The organism is Trinickia sp. Y13 (genome assembly GCF_029522115.1).
GTDB lineage: Bacteria > Pseudomonadota > Gammaproteobacteria > Burkholderiales > Burkholderiaceae > Trinickia.
The window spans coordinates 48,862-68,149 of record NZ_JAKWFK010000007.1; the positions used below are offsets into that span (position 1 = coordinate 48,862).

At 63.7% G+C, this 19,288-nt stretch carries 16 protein-coding genes; 5 read left to right on the top strand and 11 right to left on the bottom strand.

Going from position 1 to position 19,288, the window contains the following annotated elements:
* Positions 1-58: 58 nt before the first annotated feature.
* On the bottom strand, positions 59-553 hold the full coding sequence (locus MMB74_RS14315) for a BCAM0308 family protein (protein ID WP_277429307.1): 495 nt from the start codon (positions 551-553) through the stop codon (positions 59-61).
* A 272-nt stretch (positions 554-825) separates the two neighbouring features.
* On the opposite strand from MMB74_RS14315, the gene MMB74_RS14320 reads away from it, so the two are divergent.
* The 4 genes from MMB74_RS14320 to MMB74_RS14335 all read left to right on the top strand — a co-directional run bounded on the left by MMB74_RS14320 (position 826) and on the right by MMB74_RS14335 (position 7,237).
* Complete coding sequence (locus tag MMB74_RS14320) at positions 826-1,689, top strand: polysaccharide deacetylase family protein (RefSeq protein WP_277429308.1); 864 nt, start codon at positions 826-828, stop codon at positions 1,687-1,689.
* Positions 1,686-2,951, top strand: a complete 1,266-nt coding sequence (locus tag MMB74_RS14325; protein WP_277429309.1) for a putative glycoside hydrolase — start codon at positions 1,686-1,688, stop codon at positions 2,949-2,951. The genes MMB74_RS14320 and MMB74_RS14325 overlap by 4 nt, the downstream gene beginning before the upstream one ends.
* Positions 2,906-5,281 (top strand): serine hydrolase, encoded by a 2,376-nt coding sequence (locus MMB74_RS14330; RefSeq protein WP_277429310.1) that lies wholly within the window; start codon positions 2,906-2,908, stop codon positions 5,279-5,281. The genes MMB74_RS14325 and MMB74_RS14330 overlap by 46 nt, the downstream gene beginning before the upstream one ends.
* A 135-nt stretch (positions 5,282-5,416) precedes the next feature.
* Positions 5,417-7,237: an adenosylcobalamin-dependent ribonucleoside-diphosphate reductase gene (locus MMB74_RS14335; RefSeq protein ID WP_277429311.1), complete on the top strand. Its 1,821-nt coding sequence runs from the start codon at positions 5,417-5,419 to the stop codon at positions 7,235-7,237.
* Between the two features lie 8 nt (positions 7,238-7,245).
* Here MMB74_RS14335 and MMB74_RS14340 read toward each other — a convergent pair whose 3' ends face one another.
* The 6 genes from MMB74_RS14340 to MMB74_RS14365 form a co-directional block, all read right to left on the bottom strand.
* The gene (locus MMB74_RS14340) at positions 7,246-9,696 is read right to left on the bottom strand and encodes an ATP-binding protein (RefSeq protein ID WP_277429312.1); all 2,451 of its coding nucleotides are present in this window, start codon (positions 9,694-9,696) and stop codon (positions 7,246-7,248) included.
* A 7-nt stretch (positions 9,697-9,703) separates the two neighbouring features.
* Positions 9,704-10,651, bottom strand: coding sequence for a 1-phosphofructokinase family hexose kinase (locus MMB74_RS14345; protein ID WP_277429313.1), 948 nt, complete (start codon positions 10,649-10,651; stop codon positions 9,704-9,706).
* Positions 10,652-10,686: 35 nt separating this feature from the next.
* On the bottom strand, positions 10,687-12,606 hold the full coding sequence (ftsH, locus tag MMB74_RS14350; RefSeq protein ID WP_277429314.1) for an ATP-dependent zinc metalloprotease FtsH: 1,920 nt from the start codon (positions 12,604-12,606) through the stop codon (positions 10,687-10,689).
* A 52-nt stretch (positions 12,607-12,658) separates the two neighbouring features.
* On the bottom strand, positions 12,659-13,309 hold the full coding sequence (locus MMB74_RS14355) for a BON domain-containing protein (protein ID WP_277429315.1): 651 nt from the start codon (positions 13,307-13,309) through the stop codon (positions 12,659-12,661).
* Positions 13,310-13,465: 156 nt separating this feature from the next.
* Positions 13,466-14,116 (bottom strand): BON domain-containing protein, encoded by a 651-nt coding sequence (locus MMB74_RS14360; RefSeq protein WP_277429316.1) that lies wholly within the window; start codon positions 14,114-14,116, stop codon positions 13,466-13,468.
* A gap of 237 nt (positions 14,117-14,353) precedes the next feature.
* The gene (locus tag MMB74_RS14365) at positions 14,354-14,998 is read right to left on the bottom strand and encodes an alpha/beta family hydrolase (protein ID WP_277429317.1); all 645 of its coding nucleotides are present in this window, start codon (positions 14,996-14,998) and stop codon (positions 14,354-14,356) included.
* Between the two features lie 190 nt (positions 14,999-15,188).
* On the opposite strand from MMB74_RS14365, the gene MMB74_RS14370 reads away from it, so the two are divergent.
* Complete coding sequence (locus MMB74_RS14370) at positions 15,189-16,316, top strand: aminotransferase class V-fold PLP-dependent enzyme (protein ID WP_277429318.1); 1,128 nt, start codon at positions 15,189-15,191, stop codon at positions 16,314-16,316.
* A 209-nt stretch (positions 16,317-16,525) separates the two neighbouring features.
* Here the strand turns inward: MMB74_RS14370 and MMB74_RS14375 are convergent, their stop codons facing one another.
* From MMB74_RS14375 to MMB74_RS14390, 4 genes are all read right to left on the bottom strand, one after another.
* A complete protein-coding gene (locus MMB74_RS14375) occupies positions 16,526-17,191 on the bottom strand; it encodes a CPBP family glutamic-type intramembrane protease (RefSeq protein ID WP_277429319.1) in 666 nt (221 codons plus the stop codon).
* Between the two features lie 47 nt (positions 17,192-17,238).
* Positions 17,239-17,766 carry a hypothetical protein gene (locus tag MMB74_RS14380; protein ID WP_277429507.1) on the bottom strand — a complete coding sequence of 176 codons (528 nt, stop codon included), beginning with the start codon at positions 17,764-17,766 and terminating at the stop codon, positions 17,239-17,241.
* A gap of 228 nt (positions 17,767-17,994) precedes the next feature.
* Positions 17,995-18,480, bottom strand: coding sequence for a nuclear transport factor 2 family protein (locus tag MMB74_RS14385; RefSeq protein ID WP_277429320.1), 486 nt, complete (start codon positions 18,478-18,480; stop codon positions 17,995-17,997).
* A 27-nt stretch (positions 18,481-18,507) separates the two neighbouring features.
* Positions 18,508-19,188 carry a TetR/AcrR family transcriptional regulator gene (locus MMB74_RS14390; RefSeq protein ID WP_277429321.1) on the bottom strand — a complete coding sequence of 227 codons (681 nt, stop codon included), beginning with the start codon at positions 19,186-19,188 and terminating at the stop codon, positions 18,508-18,510.
* Positions 19,189-19,288: the final 100 nt, after the last annotated feature.

A 19,288-nucleotide genomic window follows, 5' to 3' on the forward strand; every position in this document is an offset into this window, starting at 1 on the left:
GAGCAATCGTGGTCGACTGCTCGGCTAACCGGCTAGGGGACCGGACCGCCCGATCGGGCTAACGCCGCCAATAGGCGCGCACGAGCTTATCGCCGGGGCCGTATTTCAAATCCAGCGTGCCTTGGAACGCCGATTTCAGCGCTGATCCGAGATCGCGCGCCAAATGCACGCCCGTCGTGGTGACCACCGTGGCATCGCCCTCCGTCTCGATCGCGATGATGCGCTCCATCGGATGCTCCGCTCGCGCGCGAGCCGCGTGATGGTTCACGAGTTCCAACACCTCTTTGCGGTGATCGGCCGCGAAGGCACCCTCGATGTGGACGTAGCCCGCGGGCATCCGATCGGCGGTGCGGTGACATGCCGTGCAAACGACTTCTTTCGCATGTTCCGGGCGCGCCAGCCACTGCCATCGGCCGTCATGGTAGACCGCACCGCAAGTCGGGCAAACGGACGGCTCCGAAAGCTTGCTGCGCAAGGCGTACGGATCATCCTCGAGCCCGGGATAGACGGGCTTGTGTTCGCCGGGTTTAAACGGTCTCGTATGATCATTCATGGCATCCCTCGCTGAAGTCTGAACATCGCCGCGCCAACGTCGGCCATTCATGTTCAGCGTAGCCCCGATGTCCGCGCGCATGTTGACGTGAGTCAACCGGCAGCGGGCGCATTGGTTCTGGCCCTGCGGCCATTTCGTCTCCCTGTTACGGCCCCGCGCATCACCCGTGCATTCGTCTGCTTGACGCACATCATGATCGAGCGCGCATAGAGCGCGCACGATGGTTTCTGTCTCATACACCGCTAGCGTGCCGCCCGCTCCACCCGACAAATATGCGCAAAACAATCTGCTTACAGCGTGCGCTGCGCCACCTGGTTCGCGACGTTCTCATGCTGGTGATCGGCTGCTCCAGTTGGCTCGCCGGCGCACATGCCGCCCCGAGCGGGAGCGACTCGCCGCGCGTCGCGATTCTCGCCTATCACCGCTTCGACAGCACCCGGGCCGTCGATTCGATGACCGTGCGCGTGGCGACCTTCGAAGCCCAACTGCATTTCTTACGCGAACACGGCTATCGCATCGTCACCTTGCCCGAGATCGTGGACTGGCTCGCGACGCCCGATGCGTCGCTGCCCGACAAAGCCGTCGCCTTCACGGCCGACGACGGACATCGCAGCGTCTACGAGGTGCTCATGCCTATTGCCGTGCGCGAGCGCCTGCCGTTCACGCTATTCATCTATCCGTCGGCCATTTCGAACGCTTCGTATGCGCTCACGTGGACACAGTTGAAGGCACTGCAGCAGACCGGACTGTTCGACGTTCAATCGCATACATATTGGCATCCGAACTTCAATCTCGAGCGCGCGCACCGGAGTCCGGACGATTTCCATCGATTCGTCGAGAGACAACTGGTCGATTCCCGCAACCGTCTCCACGCCGAGTTGGGTGTCGAAGCGACGATGCTCGCGTGGCCGTTCGGCATCGTGGATTCCGAGTTGACGTCGATCGCAGCTTCGACCGGTTATCGGGCCGCCTTTACAATCGCAGGCCACATGGTCGATAAGCACTCGCCGCCGCTTGCCGTATCGCGCTTGCTGATCACCGATGCGGACACCCCATCGGTGCTTGCCCGACGGTTGGGAGAACCGCAAACGCAAGCGCGAGCGCAGCCCGAGTTCGTCAAGGGGCGCCTGCCATGACTCGACGCTTATTCGTGAGCGCGAGCGCGTCGCTCTTGCTCGCCACGGTCGCGTTCGTATCCGCAAGCGCATTGGCCGCTTCCGGGGTCATCGTCGATGCGCGCAGCCACATGCCGGTTGGGGGCGCGACTGTCACCATCGATGACCGCGTCGTGCTTGCCGACGGCGAAGGACGCTTCACCAGCGAAGCGCCCGATGGCGCGACAGTCAAAGCGCGCGCACCCGGCTATCGACGCGCCGAGGCCACGCTGCTTCGCGACGGCACTGTCACGATCGCCTTGCCGCCACTGCGGCCGCGCGCCGTCTATCTATCGGTGTTCGGCGTGACGAGCGAGACCCTGCGTGAAGACGCCGTTCGGCTCGTCGACACGACGACCGTCAACGCACTCGTCATCGACATGAAAGGCGATCGCGGCATGACGCCTTATCGCAGCCCCGCGCGCGAAGCGATCGGCGCGGCCGCTCACGTGGGCGAGCATGCGCCGGCCACCGACACGTTTCAGTCCATCGTCGACGATTTGCATCGGCACGGCCTCTATCTGATCGCGCGCATCGTCGTCTTCAAAGACGATCCGCTCGCGCGAGCGCATCCGGAATGGGCGGTGCGCAACCTGGAAGGCGAACCCTGGCGCGACCGCGAAGGCCTGCTCTGGGTCGACCCGTTTTCGCGGGAGGTCTGGCGGCACAATTTGGATCTGGCCGAAGAAGCCGCGCGGGCAGGCTTCGACGAGATTCAATTCGATTACGTCCGCTTTCCCGATGCGAGCGGCGTGAGCTTCGCTCTGCCCAACACGCGCGCCAATCGCACCGCCGCGATCGTCGGCTTTCTGCAAGCCGCGCGGGAGCGCCTGATTCGCTACAACGTATTCATCTCCGCCGACATCTTCGGGTATGTACTCTGGAATCTCGACGATACGGCGATCGGTCAGCAACTCGAAACGCTCGGGCCGGTGCTCGATTACATCTCGCCGATGCTCTATCCCTCGGGGTTCACATGGGGGCTGCCAGGCTGCGCCGATCCTGTCGCGGATCCCGGACAGATCGTGCGACGCTCGCTTGCGGAAGCAAAGCGGCGCACGGGGCTGCCTGGTGTTCGGTTCCGCCCGTGGCTGCAGGCGTTTCGCGATTATGCTTTCGATCGGCGAGCGTTCGATGCCGACGATATACGCGCACAGGTGGACGCGGCTCGAGCGGCCGATACGGATGGGTGGATGCTATGGAATCCCCGCAATCGATACGACAGCGCGCAATTGCCGCATTGAGGGCAGCCTCTCTCATCGCGCTCTCTTTCGCGGCGTGCGCCCGGCCGCTAACCGCGTCGGGCGCTGAGATCGCGGCGGCATCGCGCGACGCAATCGCACGCGTCGTCGAAGGGGAAGTCGCGGCTGGGCGGATCCCCGGCGCGGTGATCGTGTCCGGGGATGCCAACAGCGTGCGCTACCGCGAAGCGTTCGGATACAAGTCGCTTACGCCGACTCGCGAGCCGATGTCGCTCGACACCGAATTCGATCTGGCCTCCCTCACCAAAGTGATCGCAACCACCACCGCGATCATGCAACTCGTCGAAGCGAATCGTCTCGAACTCGACGCGCCCGTCGCCCGGTACTGGCCGGCTTTTGGCGCAAACGGAAAAAGCGCCGTCACGATCCGGCAACTGCTCGCCCATACGTCGGGCTTGGCCCCCGACCTGCCGCTCGGTCGCAAAGCCAGAAACCGTTCAGGCGTGCTCGCCGAAGTGATCGACGCACACCTGCACGCAGCGCCTGGCAAGCAGGTGATCTATAGCGATATCAATTTCCTCGTGCTGGGCGAGCTCGTGCATCGCATCACGCACCGCCCGCTCGACGCTTATTGCCGCCGGCGCATCTTCGCTCCGCTCGGCATGCGCAACACGGCGTTCGATCCGCAGCAGCCGCTCCTGCAACGGGCGGCTCCCACGACAGCCGACGCCGACGGCATGCGCGTGGGCCGCGTACACGACCCCACCGCGGCGCGGATGGGAGGCGTGTCGGGCAATGCAGGGCTGTTCTCGTCAGCCGACGATCTCGCACGCTTCGCACAAATGATGCTGAGGGGGGGCCGCTTCGACGGAAAACGCATTTTGAAGCCCGAAACCATCGCATCGATGGCCGCGACCGAATCGCCGCTCGCCTTGCAACCTTGGCGCGGCCTAGGCTGGGCGCTCGATGCGCCGCTCGTCTCGAATCGCAGCCGCCTGCCAGCGACCGGGACGCTCTATCACACGGGCTACACGGGTACGGCGATTTGGATCGATCTCGTCACCAAGCAGTTCTTGATCGTTCTAACCAATCGCGTGCACCCCGACGATCGCGGCGATGTCAGGCCGCTGCGCGATCAAGCCGTCTCATGGCTTGCAAGCGAACACGCTTCTTTGTCCGCTGACGCGATCTCGTCCGCGTTACCTTCGACCGGGCCGTCCGTGGCGGACTTTCAACGCTTGCCCTCTTCGTCCGGCCCGGTGAAAACCGGGATCGACATGCTCGAAGCGCGCGACTTCGCGCCGCTTGCAGGCATGCGCGTCGGCCTGGTCACTAACCGCACCGGATTCGACAGCGAGGGCAGGCGCACGATCGACTTAATCGCCCACGCGCCCCAGGTCACGCTGGCCGCGATTTTCGCACCCGAGCATGGTCTCGATACGAGCCGCGACGAGCCGCTCGGCGATACGCGCGATGCGGCGACCGGCATCGCGGTGCATAGCCTGTACGGCGTCTCGCGGCGTTTCGACGTCGATGCGTTGCGGCGCATCGACGCGCTCGTATTCGATCTTCAAGACGCGGGCGTACGCTTCTTCACCTATGAAACGACGCTCGGGTACGCGCTTGAAGCCGCAGCCGCGAATCACATTCCGCTGTTCGTGCTCGATCGTCCCGATCCCCTCGGCGCCGACCGCTTCGGAGGCCCGATGCTCGATGCCGGCAGAGAGTCGTTCACCGGCTATTTCCCGTTGCCGCTGCAGCCGGGCATGACGGTCGGCGAGTTGGCGATGCTCTTCAATCGCGAGCGCCGGATCGGCGCAGATCTGCACGTGATCACCATGCAGGGGTACGGGCGTCCGATGCGATACGCCGACACGGGCCTCGGTTGGACCCCGCCTTCGCCGAACCTGCGCACCCCGGCGCAACTCGACTTGTATCCCGATGTCGCCTTGATCGAAGGAGCCAACGTCAGCGTGGGAAGGGGCACGGCCCATCCTTTCGAACGAATCGGCGCACCATGGATCGACGGCGTTGCGCTTGCGGCGATGCTCAATGCGCAAACGCTCGGCGCGCGCTTCGCACCCGTCGATTTCGTGCCGACCGAATCGCGCTATCGCGGCGTGCAATGTCATGGCGTGCAGATCGTACGCGAGGGGGATCGACCGGTAGCAAGACTCGGCATTGCGCTGCTCGTCGCGCTGCATGCGCTTTATCCCGACGAATTCGATCTTTCGGCGACGCTCGATTCCGTGGGCTCCGAAGAAGTTTGGCGAGCAGTGCACGACGGCGCCGGCATCGATGCGATCGAGGCGATCCAAGCGCGCCGCCTTATACCGATTGCCCGCTTGCGGCAGCGCTACATGCTGTATTGATCGCTGCGAGTTGCAGATCGGCATGGCGCCGGTGGAAGATGGCGGCCGCGCCGCCTACCCTTGACCCAAGTCATTACCTCCCTGCCCTCGAAAGCTAACCTGGCTAGATCAATAGCGAACTCGTGACGCACGGCCGTGAAACTCGCAAGCGACGAGCCGCCGCCGCTCAGCCAATTGGTATTGGCAGACCGGTATTTGGCGGCCGGCGAAACCACCCCCCAGCAGGTGTTCAAACGCGTCGCTCGTGCGCTTGCGGCTGCCGAATCCCCGCCGCGGCGCACGGCGATCGCGCGCTTGTTCTATGCAAACATGCTGCACGGCGCAATCGGCGCCGGGCGCATCATGGCCAATGCGGGGACCGGCCATGATGCGACGATGATCAATTGCTTCGTGCATCCCATCGGCTCGCCGGCTATCGGCGCTGGCTTGGTAACGGCAGCGCACCTCGAAAGCGCGCTTGCCGCGGCAAGCGTGACACTCGCGATGGGGGGCGGCGTCGGATACGACTTTTCACCGGTCTCGCCGGCCCTATCCGGGACCGAGCAAGGAGCGAACGACGCGCGCGACGTGAACTCTTGGATCGACCGATTCGACGAGGCTTGTCGTGCATTGCGGTTCGAGGGCGCGCGTCGAGGCGCGCAGATGGCCGTCCTGCGCTGCGATCACCCCGATCTCGTCACATTCGTTCGAGCTAAGCGCGGACGCCGCCGCTGGACCACGTTCAATACGTCGGTAGCCGTGACGGACGCGTTCATGCGAGCCGTCGAGGAAGACACGCTCTGGCGGCTGCGGCATCGCGCCATGCCCAATCCCGCTCAGCTCGCCGCCGGTGCTCATCGGCTTCCCGATGGCGATTGGTGCTATGCAACGCTGCCGGCGCGCGCGCTTTGGCGAACGATCGTCGAGTGTGCCCGCGACAGCGCCGAACCCGGCCTGCTGTTCGTCGATGCGATCAATTCGGCGAACGACCTCGGCTCCATCGAAACCATCGCGGCCACCAACCCTTGCGGCGAGCAACCTCTTCCGCCCTGGGGCAGTTGCGTGCTCGGCCCGATCGACCTCTCGCGATTCGTGCGGCATCCGTTCGGTGTAGGCGGGCCGCCCCAATTCGACTTCGCCAAGCTCGGCCACTGCGCGCGCGTTCAAGTGCGATTGCTCGACAACGTGCTCGAGACGACACGTTGGCCCCTCGCCGAGCATCAGCGCGAAGCGCGCACGAAGCGTCGCATCGGCGTCGGTGTCACCGCATTGGCGGACACGCTGGGGATGATGCGCCTCGCTTACGCCAGCGAAGGCGCGCGGTCCTTCGCGGTAGATATCATGCGATGCATGCGCGACAATGCGTACGCCGCGTCTTCGGCGCTGGCCGAAGAACGCGGCCCGTATCCTGCGTTCGACGCGCAGCGGCTCCTTGCCCACGGCCGCTTTGCCGCGCGTCTGCCCGAGTTCGTGCGCGAGGCGATCGCCGCGCATGGGCTGCGCAACAGCCACCTGCTCTCCATCGCGCCTACGGGCAGCGTCAGTCTTGCATTTGCAGGCAACTGTTCGAGCGGTATCGAGCCGGTGTACGACTGGGTGCATCGGCGCATCGTACGCATCGGCGGCGGCGAACCGCGCGCCTACCGTGCCGAAAACCGGGCCTATCGCCTCTTCCGCGAACTGCACGGTAGCTCCGCATCGCTTCCCGCCTATTTCGTCAAAGCCGGTGAGCTTGCGCCGTCGGACCATATTGCAATGCTGCGCGCGCTGCAGCCTTTCGTCGATGCGGCGATCTCCAAGACGGTGATCGTGCCGTCCGCCATCGCCCCTAGCGAAATCGAAGCCTTGTTCTTCCAAGCATGGCGAGCCGGGCTAAAAGGCATCACCGTATTCCGGCCCGACAAGGCGCTCGATACGGTGCTGATGTCCGGCCCCTCTCGGCAAACGGAGCGCATCGTGCCGTGCCTCGGCTGCTAGCGCGCCTCTCACTTGCGCTTGAAACTCACTGACGCATGGCCATGCCCGTTCAACACGCGCCACCTCGAGCGGGCCGCGACTGCCCTGATCGGCTGCGCAAAGCTGCGCCGCATCTGAACGAAGCTGTCGAGCCTTGCACATACGAGGCCGTTGACACTTTCGCGCGGGAAAACGCCTTGCGCATCGGTCTCGCCCGCATCGACGCCGGTGAGCCTTTCGATCGCTTCGTCCACCGTGGACACCGCATAGATGTGGAATCGGCCAGCGGCCGCAGCCTCGACCACGTCCTCGCGCAGCATCAAATGCTCGACGTTCGCCTGCGGAATCACGACGCCTTGTTCGCCCGTCAGCCCGCGCGCTCGGCAAAGATCGAAGAAGCCCTCGATCTTCTCGTTGACGCCGCCGATCGCCTGCACCTGTCCGCATTGATCGATGGACCCGGTCACCGCCAGCGATTGTTTGATCGGGACGTTGGCAAGCGACGATATCAACGCGCACAGTTCCGCCACCGACGCGCTGTCGCCCTCGACTTCGCCATAAGTCTGCTCGAACGCGATGCTGCCCGACAGGCAAGGCACGCGGCCGCTCGAATAACGCGCTGTCAAAAACGACGTGAGAATGAGCACGGCCTTCGAATGTATTGAACCGCCGAGCTTCGCCTCTCGCTGAATATCGACCACCTCCCCCTCGCCGAGACGGGTGCGCGCCGTGATCCTCGAAGGCTGGCCGAAGGCGACCCCTCCCAACTGCATCACCGATAAGCCATTGACTTGGCCCACTTTCGCGCCATCGCTGTCGATCAACAGCGTGCCGCGCAACATCTCTTCCTGCATGCGCGCACGAATCCGATCGGTCCTTGCGATTTGAGCATCGACGGCGCGCTGCACGTCTTCGCGCCGCACGACATCGGCGCCGCGCGCCCGCGCATGAAAATCCGCCTCTCTGAGCAAGTCCGCGAGCTGCCCGACATGCAGCGACAGCTTCTGCGCATCGCCCGCATTGCGAGCCTGCTGCTCCAAAACGCGCATGACTGCGGTGCGATCCAGCGGCAACAGCGCATGCCGCCTGGCAACCGACGCGATCAGATGGGCAAGGAGCGCCTGGCCTTGATCGTCGCGTCGCAGATCGTCTTCGAAATCCGCCGGGACCTTGAACAGCGCTCCGAAATCGGGGTCCATCTCGAACAGCAAGTAGTAGAGCCAGCGCTCCCCGAACAAGATCACCTTGACGTCGAGCGGCACGGGATCGGGCTCGAGCGAAACCGTGCTGACGAGGCTGAACATTTCGGCGAGCGACTCGATGCGCACCTCGTGTTTCAGCAACGCCCGCTTGATGGCCTCCCATGCGAACGGTTGGCGCAACACCTTGTCGATCTCGAGCAGCAGATAGCCGCCGTTCGCTCGGTGCAAATCCCCTGGCTTGATCAACGTGAAGTCCGTTATCAGCGTACCGAAGTGGGACTTGTGCTCCACGCGACCGACAAGGTTCTGATACGACGGGAACTCAGGCATGACGAGCGGCGCGCCCTGCCCCGCATCCTGGTCGAGCAGAACGTTGACCTCGTAGCGCGAGAACGAAGGCAGATCGGGGGATTCGCCGGACTCCTCGCCTTTGCGGAACATCCCGACGTTGTCGAGCACGTCTAAGCGGACCGCTTCCAAATAGTCGAGCACGCGCGGCAGATCCGCGAAGGCCTGCTTGATCTGAGCGATCGGGCGTGTCACGGAAGCCATCGCCGTTTCACGATTCAGCGCTCGCAATTGCTCGCGCCGTTCCTTTTGCCATGCCGGAACTTGGTGCAAGAGCTTTTCGAGTCGTTCTTTGAATTCCTTCAGCGCGGCATCCATCTCCGCCCGGGCTTGCTCGGGCAAAGCCTCGTACTGCTCTTGGCTCATGGTCTCCCCGTCGCGCATCGGCGTCAGCGAAAATCCCATCGGGGTGCGCACGAGCGCGACGTGTCGCGCCATTGCATCGTCCCCAAGGTCGCCGAACGCCTTCTCTTCCCTCGACGTAAACGCGGCATCGATCTGTTCGACGCGCGCCCGATACGCTTCCCCCTCGAAGGTGGCAGGAATCGCCGCTTTCAAATCTTCGACTAGTTGGCTCATCTCCCGCCGCAATGCGCTGGCTCTACCGGGAGGCAAGCGGATTGCATGCGGCTTGTGCGGCTGCGCGAAGTTATTGACGTAGCACCAGCCGTCCGGGGTCGCTTCCGCTTTCGCTCGTTCGGCCAAGAAATGATTGAGGACGGTGCGCTTGCCGGCGCCCGTTCGGCCCAGCACGAACAAGTTGTATCCGTCGTGCCCCATACCCAAGCCGAAGCGAATCGCTTCGAGCGCGCGGGCTTGTCCGACGATGTCGTCGACCTCGGGCAAGTCGTCGGTCGTGTTGAAATCCAGCTTCTGGAGATCGCCTGCTCGGCGCAAAAGTTCGGGTGCTAGTTTCGATCCAACGGTCATGGCGGAGTCAATCCTCGATCGCAGCAAGCGCTAGCGAGTCATGATAGAAACGAACGACGTCGGCCGGATCGCAAAGCGTCGTTCCTGGGTTAGTCACCGCTGCGCTGCCGGCCGCGATCGCGTAGCGCAATGCTTCCTCGGAACTCGCTTCGTGATCGATCGCCCAAATCATCGCCGCAAGAAAGCTGTCGCCCGCGCCCACCGCGCTGACCACCGTCACCGGCACCGCGGGCAACTGCACGACGCCGTGCTGTGTCGCCAAGACGGCCCCGTGCCCGCCAACCGAGAGCGCCACCTTGTGCGCGCGGCCCTGCTCCACCAGGCGCTGCGCCGCTTCGCGCCACTCTCCCCAAGTCGCGAGCGGCCCCTCGCTGAGCCCGCGCAGCTCGTCTAGACTGGGCTTGATCAGAAACACGCCAACCTCGAGCGCGGCAGCGAGCGCCTCGCCGGAAGCATCGAGCGCCATGGCGACGCCCGCCCGATGAGCCCATCGGGCGACGCGCGCATAGAAATCCACGGGTACGCCAGGCGGCAGACTTCCGCTTGCAACGACATAGCGCGGCGGTGGATCGATCGCTTCGAGTGCATCGAGACACCGGCGCCATTCGAGCTCGGACACCGTCGGCCCAGGCATGACGAAGCGGTATTCGCGCAGCGTCGACGTCTCTAGCACCGTGACGTTTTCTCGCGTCTCGGCATCGATGGCAATGTGCTTCGTCTGCAACTGCTCCTGCGCGAGCAACCCGCCTAGACAGTCGCCGGTCGAACCGCCGGCGAGATAGATCGCGAGGCAATCGCTACCGAGGCGCTTCAGCACACGCGCCACGTTGATGCCGCCGCCGCCCGGGTCTTTGCGAGGCTGCGAGCATCTAAGCTTAACGGTGTCGACCAGGCGCTCTACCGATAGCGACAGGTCGATGCTAGGGTTCAGAGTGAGGGTGACGATGTCTGCCATGTTCTAGGTTCCGAGTGCGCCCGATCGGCCGCTAGCTAAGCCAGCGCGGACGGCGCCTTGTCGCCCTGCTCGGACGCAGAAGCGCGGGCAACGGGATCGGCGCCCGCGCCCGCTTGCTGCTGTACGGGTTCTTCGATCAGCCGCATGAGCGATTCACGATCGAGCACCTCGTGCTCCAGCAGACGCTGCGCGATCCGCTCGAGCAGCGCACGCCGTTCGGTCAACGTCTTCACGACGCGATCGTGCGCCTCGTTGAGCAACCGCCGCACCTCTTCGTCGACGAGTTGAGCCGTATTTTCGCTATACCGCACGCCTTCGGCGCCCAGCGGCGTCGTGCCCGAGTTCACGGTGGCGAGCCCGAGCCGCTCGTTCATGCCGCACCGTTCGATCATATGGCGGGCCATGACGGTTGCGCGCTCGAGGTCGTTTTCGGCCCCGGTGGAAACATCGTTGAAGACGATTTCTTCCGCCACGCGCCCGCCCAGCAGCGCATCGAGCCTGTCGAGCAATTCGCTTTGGCGCAGAACATAGCGATCCTCGGTCGGCACCTGCTGCGTGTAGCCGAGCGCCGCGACGCCGCGAGGAATGATGGACACCTTCTTGACCGGATCGCAGTGCGGGCGGCTTTGCGCGACAAGTGCGTGGCCGGCCTCGTGATAGGCGATGGTCACCTTCTCCTGCTCGTTCATCACGCGGCTCTTACGCTCCATCCCCGCCATCGCGCGATCGATCGCCTCATCGAAATCGGACATCTCGATCGCGTCCTTCTCGAGCTCGGCGGCATGCAGCGCCGCTTCGTTGACGACGTTGGCGAGGTCGGCCCCGACGAATCCCGGCGTACGCGAAGCCAGTTCGGCAACGTCGACATCCGCCGCGAGCTTTACGTGCTTCATATGGACAGCGAGGATTTGCCGGCGTCCGATCACATCGGGCCGGTCGATCGCGATGTGTCGATCGAACCGCCCCGGCCTGAGCAATGCCGGATCGAGAATTTCAGGCCGATTCGTCGCCGCCATGATGATGACGCCCGAGTTCGGCTCGAACCCGTCCATCTCCACCAGCAGTTGGTTGAGCGTCTGCTCTCGTTCGTCGTTGCCCGAGGTCACGCTTGCGCCGCGCACCTTGCCGAGCGCGTCGAGTTCATCGATGAAGACGATGCACGGGGCCGATTCCTGGGCCTGCTTGAACAAATCGCGCACACGCGCAGCGCCCACGCCGACGAACATCTCGACGAAAGCCGACCCGCTGATCGAGAAGAACGGCACCGATGCCTCGCCGGCTACCGCTTTGGCCAGCAACGTCTTGCCCGTACCAGGCGCGCCGACGATCAACACGCCTTTGGGAATCTTGCCGCCGAGCCGCCGGTAACGTTCCGCGTTGCGTAAGAACTCGACGATCTGCTGCAATTCGGCCTTGGCTTCATCGATGCCGGCGATATCGTCGAAAGAAATGCCGGTCGCCTTCTGCATGTAGACCTGGGGCCGGCTTTTGCCAATCCCCATGAAATCTTGGGCGGCGCCGCCGCGCTTCAAAAAGAAGTTCCACGCGACGACGAGGATGAGCACGGGCGCGACCCACGACAGCAGCGTGCCGAGCCAAGTCGATTCGACCACGCCGCGGTAGCGAATGCCCGCGCTCGACAGACGCTCGACGAGCCGGTCGTCGGCCACGCGCGTCGTCGAAAAGCGCCACGGCGCACCGGCTTTACCGAGCGCCGCCGCATCGGACGCCCCCAAGACCTTCGACGCCGCGCTCATCTGCACGACGCCCGTGATTTCGGTCGAACCGATCTCGAGGTCATCGACCGCATGTACGGCCACGAGACGCTGAAAATCGCTGTAAGCGATGGTGACCGCCGCGCTGTGCAGCGCCACCATCAGCACCTGCATCGCGATCAGCGTAATCAGCACCATCGTGATGATGGTGCTGATCGAGTCGGACTTCTTCGGTTCCATCAGTGAGCTCGATGCGCAGTTGGCCGGCGCCTACCCGCGTTATGACGTCATTTCATTGAACGTCGAGGTCGTCGATCACCGCATGCACGCCGCGCGCCGCCCATGCCGCGCCGCGCGCTGCCGCACGTTCGGCCAGCGAACCCACGGTGCCCGTCAGCGTGACGGTACCGTCATGCACCTTGATCTCGATGTGCTTCGCCTCGCGTTCGGCATGCCGTTGCAGGGCCCGACTGATCTTTTCCGCCAGGTCTTGTTCCGTCTGTCCCGCGCTGACGTCGATCAGGTTGGAGACGCCGACCACGCCGCGCATATGGCCGACGGTGCGCTCGGCGAGGTGCGACAGGTGCGCGCTCGGCACGCTGCCGCGCAGCGTGACCCAACCCTTCTCGACTTGGACTTTGACGGCTTCCTCGGACAGGCCCACCATCCAGCGCAACATGGCGCGCACGGCGCTGGCCGTGTCTTCGTCCGTGTGCAGATCCGACCTGGGCAACCGCACTTCCATTTCCACGACGACGGCCTTCACGCCCGAGACCCGCTGCGCCGCTTGCTCGGCCGCGAGTTTCTCGGCATAGCTCGTCGGATGCCCGGACAAGGTCACGATCCGGTCGTTCACCTCGACGCCGATGTCCGCGACGTCGATCGCGGGATCGTACTCGAGCTCTTCCTCGACTTCCTGCTTCAACTGCTTGTCTGTCTTCATCGCACACCTCGTGGGTCGTCTCGATCGCGCAGCTTCGGGCTGCATTCGATTCATCTTTACGTATTGCCCGCGAAACGCTCTGACCTGCATCAAGGAGTCGATGACTATTGCGCTTCTTCCGGCCGGCGCTACGTGGGCCTGGCAATTGGTCTGCGTTTAGGGGACGATCAAGCGGTTGACGACGTCGCGCACACCGTGCGTATGCCAGGCCACGCCCTCGGCCGCGCGCCGCTCCGCCAGCGATCCGACGGTCCCGTTAAGGGTGACGACGCCCTCGCGCACGTCGATATCGAGCTTTGCGGCCCGGGCGTGCGCGCGGCGCTCGAGCGCCGCCTCGATCTTTGCGCGAATCTCAGCCGGATCGGCTTCGGTGCGGACCCGGATCTTGTTGACGATGCCCACGACGCCGCGGGTGCGACCTGCCGCGATTTCGGCTGCGCGGCGCTGGTAACCGGAATCGACCTCGCCCGTCAACGTGACGCAGCCGCGCTGCACGGTCACGCCGATCGCATGCGGCGGCAGGCCTTCGGTTGCGCCGAGGACGGCGAGCACCGAGTCCGCAACGAGCGAGTCGGACCGCCCTCCGTCGGGCGGAGCCTTCACGGCCAGTTCGATGACGAAGGCCTTGACGTCCTTCATTCGCTGAATCGCTTTTTCGACGGCGATCTTATTGGCGTAGCTCGGCACGCTGCCGCTCAACGTCACGATACGGTCATGCACTGCGACCTCGATCTGCGAGGGGTCGACCGCCGGGTCCCAGTGCAGTTCGTCGATCGCGTCCTGCCTCAATTGTTCATCGGATTTCATAGGTTGCTCCGCTGTAAGCTCGACTGCTGCGAGCCGAAGACAGTTTCAGTACTGAAATCTTGGGAGATCGCGAAGTTTGCGTATTGACGGCGATCAACCCATGGGTGGGCCAACGGCACCGTGCTTGCAGGTGCGCGAGGGGCGCAGGCGCACCGCGGCTCCTAGCTGCGCCCACAACGGACGGCATGCTCTTCGGAGCGATAACGCTCTAGATTCTTCTATGGAATGGGGGGCGTGCTAGACGAGCCACCGCGAGAACCACTCGGCTGCAAGGCGTGCCGTTTCATCGAGCTTGCCCGGCTCCTCGAACAGATGCGTGGCGCCGGGCACGATGACGAGCTCGTGTTCGCAGGCGAGGTGGGCGGCTGCGAGCCGATTGAGCCGGATGACTTCCGTGTCCAGTTCGCCCACGATCAATAGCGTCGGGGCCTTCACGAGCGGCAGGGCTTCGCGCGCGAGATCCGGCCGCCCGCCGCGCGAGACGACGGCGCGCACCTGAGCCGGGCGCTCCGCTGCTGCGCACAAGGCCGCCGCCGCGCCGGTGCTTGCCCCGAACAACCCGATGCTGAGCGGGGCCAAAGCAGGCTGCGTCAGCAGCCAGTCCAATGCGCCCGATAGGCGGCGGCCGAGCAAGGGGATATTGAATCGATATTCGGCCGATACCGCGTCATGCGCGTGCTCGTCGGCAGTGAGCAGATCGAAGAGCAAGGTCGCGAGACCGGCGCGCTGCAAAATGCTTGCCACCTCCTGGTTACGGGGGCTCAAGCGGCTACTGCCGCTGCCGTGCGCGAAGACGACGATGCCGCGCGCGCCGTCCGGCACGCAAACCAGGCCCTGAAGGGCAACGAAATCACTCGAAATCGTCATCTCGGTGGTACGCATCGTCTGCTCCTTGGCGCGTCGCAAGCATCGTTGCCTGGGCTTCTCGTGCGCCTAACGACGCCACCTTAGTCTAGGATGCGCGGGCCGTCGCAGCTTGACGAACGTCAAGAGAAGCCGTGCGCAGCCGACGCCTCGTCGCGGAGAAGTAGGACATACTGCTCATATTGTTCATCCTGTAACGGAGGCGGGCGTGCCAGGTTTACTTCCCCAAGTCGATCGCGAGGGACTCCTCGAATATTCAGTCGTTTACACCGACCGCTCGATCAATCACATGTCGCAACGCTTTCAAGGCGTCATGCGCGACATTTCCGGTGCGCTCAAAAAGGTCTACAACGCGCAGGCGGTCATCGTCGTCCCAGGTAGCGGGACCTTCGGCATGGAAGCCGTTGCCAGGCAGTTCGCGACGAACAAGAAGTGTTTGGTCATCCGCAATGGCTGGTTCAGTTTCCGCTGGTCGCAGATCTTCGAGATGGGAGGCATTCCTTCCGAATCGATCGTGATGAAGGCGCGTCCGGTCGCAGGAGGCAGGCAGGCCGCCTATGCGCCGGCGCCCATCGAAGAAGTGGTCGCCACGATCAAGGATTGCAAGCCGGATTTGGTCTTCGCGCCGCATGTGGAAACCGCCTCCGGCATGATGCTGCCCGATGCCTATTTGCGGGCCGTAGCCGACGCCGTGCATGCGGTCGGCGGCATGTTCGTCCTCGATTGCATCGCCTCGGGTACGGTTTGGGTCGACATGCAAGCCACCGGCGTCGACATCCTGATTAGTGCACCGCAGAAAGGGTGGAGCGCGTCGCCTTGCTGCGCCCTGGTCATGCTAGGCGCGCTCGCTCGCGAAAGAATCGACGCCACGACCAGCACGAGCTTCGCTTGCGATCTGCGCAAATGGCTGCAGATCATGGAGACGTATGAGAACGGGGGCCACGCTTATCACGCCACCATGCCTACGGACAGTCTCGTGACGCTGCGCGACGTCATCAAGGAAACCGAGGCATACGGCTTCGATCAAGTGAAGGCCGAGCAGCTCGAACTGGGCCAGCGCATTCGGTCGCTTTTGGTGGCCAAGGGTTTCAAGAGCGTGGCGGCCGAAGGGTTTGAGGCGCCGGGCGTGGTGGTCAGCTACACCGACGACGACGGCATACGATCCGGCAAGAAATTCGCCGATGCCGGCCTGCAAGTCGCGGCCGGCGTACCTTTGCAATGCGACGAGCCCGAAGATTTCAAGACCTTTCGCATCGGGTTGTTCGGGTTGGATAAGCTGCATGACGTCGACGGCACGGTCGCTCGCTTCGCCGATGCATTGGACCGCATTCTTTGACGTCGATGGAAGTGGGCGCGCGGCGGGACGCTAGGCACGTTAGGTCCGAAAGGTGAGCGTTTGCGGGAGGTGGCTCGTACGGGCCTTTGCGGGTTCAGGCCGAGCACTCGCCACTCGGTGCCGCTGTGCCTCCCGCAGCGGTCCAGGCCTAGCCGACAGAAATGACGAGCAGGCTCACCGAGTGCGCTGCCCGCGGCGCCTTACCGTCGTTAGCCGCGCAAGAACCGCTCCAATCTCACACCGGCATTGTTCGCCGAATGAGCGACAACAGCGCCTGGAAGACCGTGCAAATACATCATGATCCCGAAGCCGATTCCTGAGACGAGCGTGTCGCGATACTGCCTGCTGCGAGGGTCGACGTTGTGTGCCCCCGCGAAGAGCGACGCCGCGATCGCTCCCGATAGAAAGCTTGCTGCGGACCGAGGTATGCCGGCGGCGACCAAACCGAGGGCCAGCCCTTCCTGGAGACCGACACGGAAGATCGACTCTTCCAACAACGGCGACACGAGTTCGGTGGCAAGACTTTCGTTGACCCAGGTCAGTTGAGGGTTGGTTGCTATGCTCGTACTGACGGACCGCTGCGGACCTCCGATCACGCGCGTCGCGTTCAGGTAGCCCATCGTGACGGATCTCGGCGCGACATCGAGGAACTTATCGATCACATCGGCGACATGGACGCGACACCTGTCGTCAACCGCCTTCGTCAACCAAGTCGCACCCCGAATCGCCACGGCGCCGGCCATTCCGGCCACCGTTTCCTCAGGAAAGAAATATCCGCCAACTGCAATCGTTGCGACGAAGCCCGCGTTGCTGACAAATACTCGAGCAGCCATGCTGGAGTAGTAAATCAGGCCGTTGACGCCGTTGTAGATCATGAGCCCCAGACCGTTTGGCCACATCGGCAGATCCTCCCATCAAAATGTCAAAACCCCACCTTCAACTGAAACCCGACCGTAAATGGCAGGTTATCCGAAGGAATGGGTGGCACGAGAATGAAATTCATCCCTACGCGCTTATACGCGACCATGACAATCGGCGCGGCCACCGGCCCGATCGAATGGTCGTGGCCGAAGCCGTAGCGTCCGTAGTTGTAGCCGGAAATGAGCCCGCCCATGACGGCCAATCGCACGAAGCCCCAATGCGCGAACTCGGGCGCCCACAGCCCACCGCCATACCAGGATGGATGCGAAAGCGAATTGCGAAACCCTCCCGCCGTCACGGCCCACTGGCCGTTGAGCCAACATTCCACGCCCAGGCCCGGGTTGACGTCCTCGAACGATTGTTTCGGGTGAATGTGGTGCGAAGCGAGCATCGCGTCGATCCAAACGCCGCCGCCGCACCAATCTGCCGCGCGTGCTGGCGTCGACCCTATCGCCAAAGCAGCCACGCTCGTGGCAACCGCCAACACCGCCTTAACCGTGCGCAAGCCCAGCCAACGCACTGCCGTCATCCTCAAACGCATGCCCGCTCCGTTTGCCGGCCGGCCGCCGGCACTGGTTTTCGTTCATCTCTCGCTCAGCGTTTGCACGCTCGTCGCGCACTGTACTACAGCACCTAGCGTCTGTGATGAATCGAACACACACTCGATTGAAGCGGGCGGCCACCGACGGGCATTCGGATCGACGCCTCTGTCTTTAGGCTCGATCGGGCCTTGACCGAGGCGGCCATTGCGCGTCGGTCAAAGCCCCAAATCCGACAGTCCCGGATGATCGTCGGGCCTGCGCCCGAGCGGCCAGCGATACAAGCGATCGCTTTCTCGAATCGGCAAATCGTTGATGCAGGCGAAGCGACGCGCCATCAGCCCATGCTCGTCGAACTCCCAATTCTCGTTGCCATACGAGCGAAACCAATTGCCCGAATCGTCGTGCCACTCGTAGGCGAAGCGCACGGCAATGCGATTGCCGTCGTGCGCCCAGAGCTCTTTGATGAGGCGATAGTCGAGTTCTTTCGCCCACTTGCGACGCAAGAACGTGACGATCTCGGCGCGGCCGGTCACGAACTCGGCGCGATTGCGCCAAACGCTCGACGGCGTATAAGCCAGCGCGACGCGCTCGGGATCGCGCGTGTTCCAGCCGTCTTCGGCGGCCCGCACTTTTTGCGCAGCGGTTTCGCGGGTGAAAGGCGGCAACGGCGGCCGCGTTTCGTGAGTACCGGCATCGGACATCGAATTCTCCTAGAAGGGCGATTCACATTACGTCGATAAAGATGCGCGCTTCGCCTTCGAAACGCGCGTTCGCGGCTCCATAACCGCATGTTCGAGCAAGTGCTGCGCGGCCGCTTGCGCGTCGCGCGCCGCTTCGGCCGAGCCGCTGACGAGTGCGACACCAATGGCGCCATCGACGAGCACGAGCCACTGACGCGCGAGCGCGGCGGCCGAACGCGAGCTCATGCCGTGCTCAGCCGCAAAGGCATCGCAGCGTTGTGCGATGAATCGCAAGAGCGCCGCCTTGTGCTCGCGCGCCACCACCCGGATCGGGTCGTCGGCCGAAGCGATTTCGCCCGACGCGTTCAGAAACGCACAACCATGAAAGCCTGGCGAAGCAAACCACTCGCGCAACAGATCGAACATGCCGAGCAACTGTGCACGCGGCGTCCTGCCTGTATGCAGCGTGCCATCGACGAACCAGTTCATCCACCGGCCATGCCGCCGTGCGAGCGCCGCGGCGACGAGCGCGTCTTTCGATTCGAAGTAGGAATAAAAGCTCTTGCGCGTTGCCTGTGCCGCGCGAACGATGGCATCGACACCGGTCGCATGGATACCGCCCGCGTAAATCAGGGCTTCGGCCGCATCGAGCAATCGCTCGCGCGGGCCCGGCTGCGCTGCGTCCAAATGCTTCGCCATCGGTTCGAGACTTTCAATGCGAGTATTCATAGTCGCTAAGGTAGAACGATCATTCTCCTTTGTCAACAAGTCGCGAAGCGCTAAGCTATCGGCCAAAGGTGAGAACTTACGGGAAGGATCGCGAAGGCGC

Bases quoted from the DNA above. Each gene is read 5' to 3' on its own strand.
- MMB74_RS14315 (WP_277429307.1), bottom strand. From the start codon at position 553: ATGAATGATCATACGAGACCGTTTAAACCCGGCGAACACAAGCCCGTC.
- MMB74_RS14320 (WP_277429308.1), top strand. From the start codon at position 826: ATGCGCAAAACAATCTGCTTACAGCGTGCGCTGCGCCACCTGGTTCGC.
- MMB74_RS14325 (WP_277429309.1), top strand. From the start codon at position 1,686: ATGACTCGACGCTTATTCGTGAGCGCGAGCGCGTCGCTCTTGCTCGCC.
- MMB74_RS14330 (WP_277429310.1), top strand. From the start codon at position 2,906: ATGGAATCCCCGCAATCGATACGACAGCGCGCAATTGCCGCATTGAGG.
- MMB74_RS14340 (WP_277429312.1), bottom strand. From the start codon at position 9,696: ATGACCGTTGGATCGAAACTAGCACCCGAACTTTTGCGCCGAGCAGGC.
- MMB74_RS14345 (WP_277429313.1), bottom strand. From the start codon at position 10,651: ATGGCAGACATCGTCACCCTCACTCTGAACCCTAGCATCGACCTGTCG.
- ftsH (WP_277429314.1), bottom strand. From the start codon at position 12,606: ATGGAACCGAAGAAGTCCGACTCGATCAGCACCATCATCACGATGGTG.
- MMB74_RS14355 (WP_277429315.1), bottom strand. From the start codon at position 13,309: ATGAAGACAGACAAGCAGTTGAAGCAGGAAGTCGAGGAAGAGCTCGAG.
- MMB74_RS14360 (WP_277429316.1), bottom strand. From the start codon at position 14,116: ATGAAATCCGATGAACAATTGAGGCAGGACGCGATCGACGAACTGCAC.
- MMB74_RS14365 (WP_277429317.1), bottom strand. From the start codon at position 14,998: ATGCGTACCACCGAGATGACGATTTCGAGTGATTTCGTTGCCCTTCAG.
- MMB74_RS14375 (WP_277429319.1), bottom strand. From the start codon at position 17,191: ATGATCTACAACGGCGTCAACGGCCTGATTTACTACTCCAGCATGGCT.
- MMB74_RS14380 (WP_277429507.1), bottom strand. From the start codon at position 17,766: ATGACGGCAGTGCGTTGGCTGGGCTTGCGCACGGTTAAGGCGGTGTTG.
- MMB74_RS14385 (WP_277429320.1), bottom strand. From the start codon at position 18,480: ATGTCCGATGCCGGTACTCACGAAACGCGGCCGCCGTTGCCGCCTTTC.
- MMB74_RS14390 (WP_277429321.1), bottom strand. From the start codon at position 19,188: ATGAATACTCGCATTGAAAGTCTCGAACCGATGGCGAAGCATTTGGAC.